Here is a 3954-nt window from a genome sequence, read left to right on the forward strand (position 1 = left end):
GGGCTATTGAGCGAAAAGCTGGAGTATTCTTCGAGTTGAACCCGACGGCTTCAGAATATCTAATCTCGCTAGAGCTTTATTATACTATGGTCCCGGTCAAAGACGTAAGGTTTTCCCTTAATGGGCACCCCTTGCAGCTATCGCAGAAATCTGAGCGTAAACTCGAGGCAAAAGTCCCTGCGCAGATCTTCAACTCTACGGTCAACAATCTTGAAGTCGACAGTCCACTAGATGCAAAGTCAGGGATAGGGATTGGCGTGGACAGGATAAGCATTACTCCCTTACGTCCCGACTGACATCCCGCTCGCTCGCATGCTTAAGTGGGTCGACAGGTGGGGGCGATACAGCGAGACATCTCGAACATGTTGGTACGTCTACACTAGATAAGCCGTGGTAGAAGGACGACGAGCCCGTCCTTGAGATGTAGGAATGGTTGCTCGAAGAAGCGGGCGCTGATGGCAACCAGTGCCGTTGCCACCACCAATCCATCTATAAGCTTCGCATCGAGGAATTTGGCGGATCTGGCACTCATACCGCCGCGCGGTTGAACTGACTCTGGACTGGCTTTTCTGTCGAACGCGATCGTGATTCCATCTCGAATGGCAGGATGGAGGCGGCCATGGGCCAGATGCTTGCAATCCGAACCGACATCGATAGCCCTGCAGGTCTGCGCCGCCGGGCCAAGAAGGAGCCCAGTCGCCGTGCCGCCTTGCGCCGCATGCTTGCGATCGCCAATGCCCTGGAGGGCATGAGCCGGGCGGATGCGGCGCGGGTGGTCGGGATCGAGCGCCAGTCCCTGTGCGATGCCGTCAGGCGCTTCAATGCCGAGGAGCTGGCCGGGCTCTACGATCATCCAAAGGGACATCGCAAACCTGTCCTGAGCGAGGGCGAGGAAGCGGCCCTGATCGCCCGCATCCTGCGTGGTCCTGATCCGGAGAAAGACGAGCCCTCCAGTTGGACCCTGCCGGACCTGTGCCACTTCATCGAGGTCCGGTTCGACAAGCCCATGTGCCCGCAGTCGATGTCACGGGTGGTGCGCCGGTTGGGGCTGTCGCGGCAAAAGACCCGGCCCGTTCATCCCCAGCGCGATGCCAAGGCGGTCGAAGCCTTCGAAAAAAGGGGCTTCTTGCGGCCGTAGAAGAAGCCGCGGCTGCCCATCCCGACCAGCGCATAGCTCTCTGGTTCCAAGACGAGGCTCGGGTCGGCCAGAAAGGCCGGATCGCGCACCGCTGGTGGATCAAGGGTGAGAGGGCCCCAGGCTCGTGCGACAAGCGCTTTGCCTCGGCATACATCTTTGCGGCCGTGCGGCCAGCCACCGGCGAGGACTTCGCGCTGGTGATCCCGCATGTCTCTGCCGCGGCCATGGACGTGTTCCTGGAACAGTTCGCCCGAACCCTGTCGGACGACACGCATGCTGTGATGGTGCTCGACGGAGCCGGCTGGCACGACGAGCGAGCGTTGCATGTCCCAGCCAATCTCACTCTGGTGTCGCTGCCGCCCTATGCTCCAGACCTCAACCCGGTCGAGCGCATCTGGTTGTACCTGCGCGAGCGTTATCTCTCACACCGGTTGCTGGCCGACGAAGGGGCCGTCATCGAAGCTTGTTGCCGCGCCTGGAACGCACTCACGGCTAAGACTGGACGCATCCAGTCCCTCTGCGCGTACCCCTACATCAAACAAGTCGCTTCATAGGCGCGCCGGTATCACCCCAAAGGCAGGAAAGCGTAGGCCAATAAAACTGACTTCCGCTTTCTGTGGTTTACACGCAACCGGCCGAGCACCTACGTCATGGTCAAGTCTCAATCGCTAGTCGCCGAGCGACTGCCACAGTCTCTTGCAAGATACATGGCGCCGCTCGGCAAGTTACGTTCTTTTGAAGGCTCACGCATGCCTTCTAATTCGCGGTTTCTTCGGCGCGACGGATGCGCATCAGGTCTTCGAATTCATTTATTATTGCCACTCTGTTCGCGCCTGTATCGCCAGCGACCAAAAAGCATTGATTCTTTACAATATCGAAGTCGAAGGTGCGGCCTTCCATGCCGGCGGTCCCAAGCAAATCCATTGCATATGAACCACCAAGACATGCCAAGATTAATACGACGTAGGCAATTGCACCCGACCTACGAAGTACAACTGTGCCGGATATGTATGCAAGGAACCGTTCGACCGCGAAGACCGAGAGCATCGCAATGGGAACAACGTTGAAGCGGACCTCTACAGCGGTAATGCTGTTCAAAGCAACGATAAAGAATAGAGAGAAGCCTATAAAGCTAAGGGCCAGAATATTCGAAGTGCGAAGTTCACGATACTTCGGGTTAGCGAGCGTCAACGCGTGTCTCAGGAGTCCGGCGGCACCGACGATCGTGAGTGTCCAGTACAGGACACGAAGTGGAAGCCCGTAGAGTGGATTGAGGTCACGAATATATGTGAAGGGGCTCGTTACACTGAATGCATTGAAGATATGAGCGCCAAGGGTCAGTATCCCAGCAACAGGATTTTCAAAGTACCATTTCCAGCCACCCTCAGCAGCCAAATGGCCATTAAACAGCGGATTAAGATAATTCCACGGGCCGGCGAGTTCCCCCGTAACTGTCGTGTCATATTTCCATGCGATGACGCTGAAAGCGGCTTGGAAATCACCCAATTGGCATACTGGAAGAAAAGTAGCCTTGTTGTAGAGCTGGAAATTGTAGATCAGTTGAGGCCCCCATACGACGCCTCCTGCAACAACCATGGACAGCAGAGCTGTCCCGCAAACCAGAGCTCGCTCTCTGAGAGTGCGAGATTCCCAGATCACTACAGCCGCTATGGCAAAGTACCATGCGATGACAACAGCAATGCTTGCAGGTCGGACCATAAGAGCGATAGCGGTTACGAAAGCGCCAAGGATGAGCACCCCCAATCGCGCGCCTTCCTTTGACTGACCAAACTTCACTACAAGCGCGGCAAGCATCACATAGAGGGAGACCGATAGCCCCTCTGTTAATGCGTCAGTCACGAGGGAAATCACTAGAGGGTTCAGCAAAAGCCCTACTAGAACCGCGAACGACAGGCGGCGAGAAATATTCGCTGTGAGGCGTGACAGCCATAACGTCGTTAGAAAGAACAGACTGAACTGCACTATTCCCGCAACAAGTGAAAGCCGATTGTTATCGTAGCCGGAAATATACGTGAGTGGATAAAGAAAAAGCGGATATCCGTACGTCCTGACCGTACCAAAGTCGTGCAAAATACCATACTCTCGGAAGCGAAAAGCGTAAAACTGGTAAGCCCAAGCATCTGCACGACCGGTGACACTTGGATAATATTGATAACGCGCAATAAATAGACCCGCCACCACGAGTGAAAGGGTCAAAGCGATATAAAAATGACGAGCGCTAAGGAGAGACCGTGAAGGAGAGAGCATGCAGCACCTTGTTTGAGGTGCGGATCCTATAACAAAGGCTTCCCCGTGTGTCGACCAAACGGACTTAAGGTCTACAAGGATTGTTAATTGGCAGGGCTGCACTGGTCATGTCGGGTAGGCTGGCATGCCGAACACACTTCCATTGGCACCGGCTCCCGCGCAGAGGGCTTTGGCTATGACAAACGGTGCTCCTCGCTATAAACCATCAACCGGCAGTCGCTCTGATCTAACAGAATATTTGTTTCGATCCCCTCAATTCTATACAGGCGGACTTCGCTGCATGATACGCGCTGGWGGCAGATTTTCAGGCAAGCCCAAGGCGCCTCTCAAGCTTTCGGAGCCACCGAACGCACCGCAAGCCAAGGCGTCGCCTTGGCTGATCTGGGTGCGAGCAAGATCACAGCCTATGGCTAGTCATTGGCTACACGCTGCACTCAGGCGAGACTGTGAAAGACATGACTTGACAACTCTTGCTCGCTGGTGCCTGCACAGAAATCAATTATCAAGATGTGATCTTAGCAAGAACGGTGCTGCAGTACATGCGATCC

Annotated in this window: 4 protein-coding genes; 3 read left to right on the forward strand and 1 reads right to left on the reverse strand. The window is 55.2% G+C overall.

The window, feature by feature from the left end; all coding sequences use genetic code 11:
• The 3 genes from ACXJKO_RS30295 to ACXJKO_RS30305 form a co-directional block, all read left to right on the forward strand.
• Positions 1–296 (forward strand): hypothetical protein (locus tag ACXJKO_RS30295; RefSeq protein WP_457094727.1); only part of this gene is annotated, 296 nt, incomplete at its 5' end.
• A 323-nt stretch (positions 297–619) separates the two neighbouring features.
• The gene (locus ACXJKO_RS30300) at positions 620–1138 is read left to right on the forward strand and encodes a winged helix-turn-helix domain-containing protein (protein ID WP_457094728.1); all 519 of its coding nucleotides are present in this window, start codon (positions 620–622) and stop codon (positions 1136–1138) included.
• A 32-nt stretch (positions 1139–1170) separates the two neighbouring features.
• Positions 1171–1692, forward strand: a complete 522-nt coding sequence (locus ACXJKO_RS30305) for an IS630 family transposase (protein ID WP_457094730.1) — start codon at positions 1171–1173, stop codon at positions 1690–1692.
• A 202-nt stretch (positions 1693–1894) separates the two neighbouring features.
• Here the strand turns inward: ACXJKO_RS30305 and ACXJKO_RS30310 are convergent, their stop codons facing one another.
• The gene (locus tag ACXJKO_RS30310) at positions 1895–3406 is read right to left on the reverse strand and encodes a hypothetical protein (RefSeq protein ID WP_457094729.1); all 1512 of its coding nucleotides are present in this window, start codon (positions 3404–3406) and stop codon (positions 1895–1897) included.
• Between the last annotated feature and the right edge of the window lie 548 nt (positions 3407–3954).

It is taken from the genome of Microvirga sp. P5_D2 (assembly GCF_054049475.1).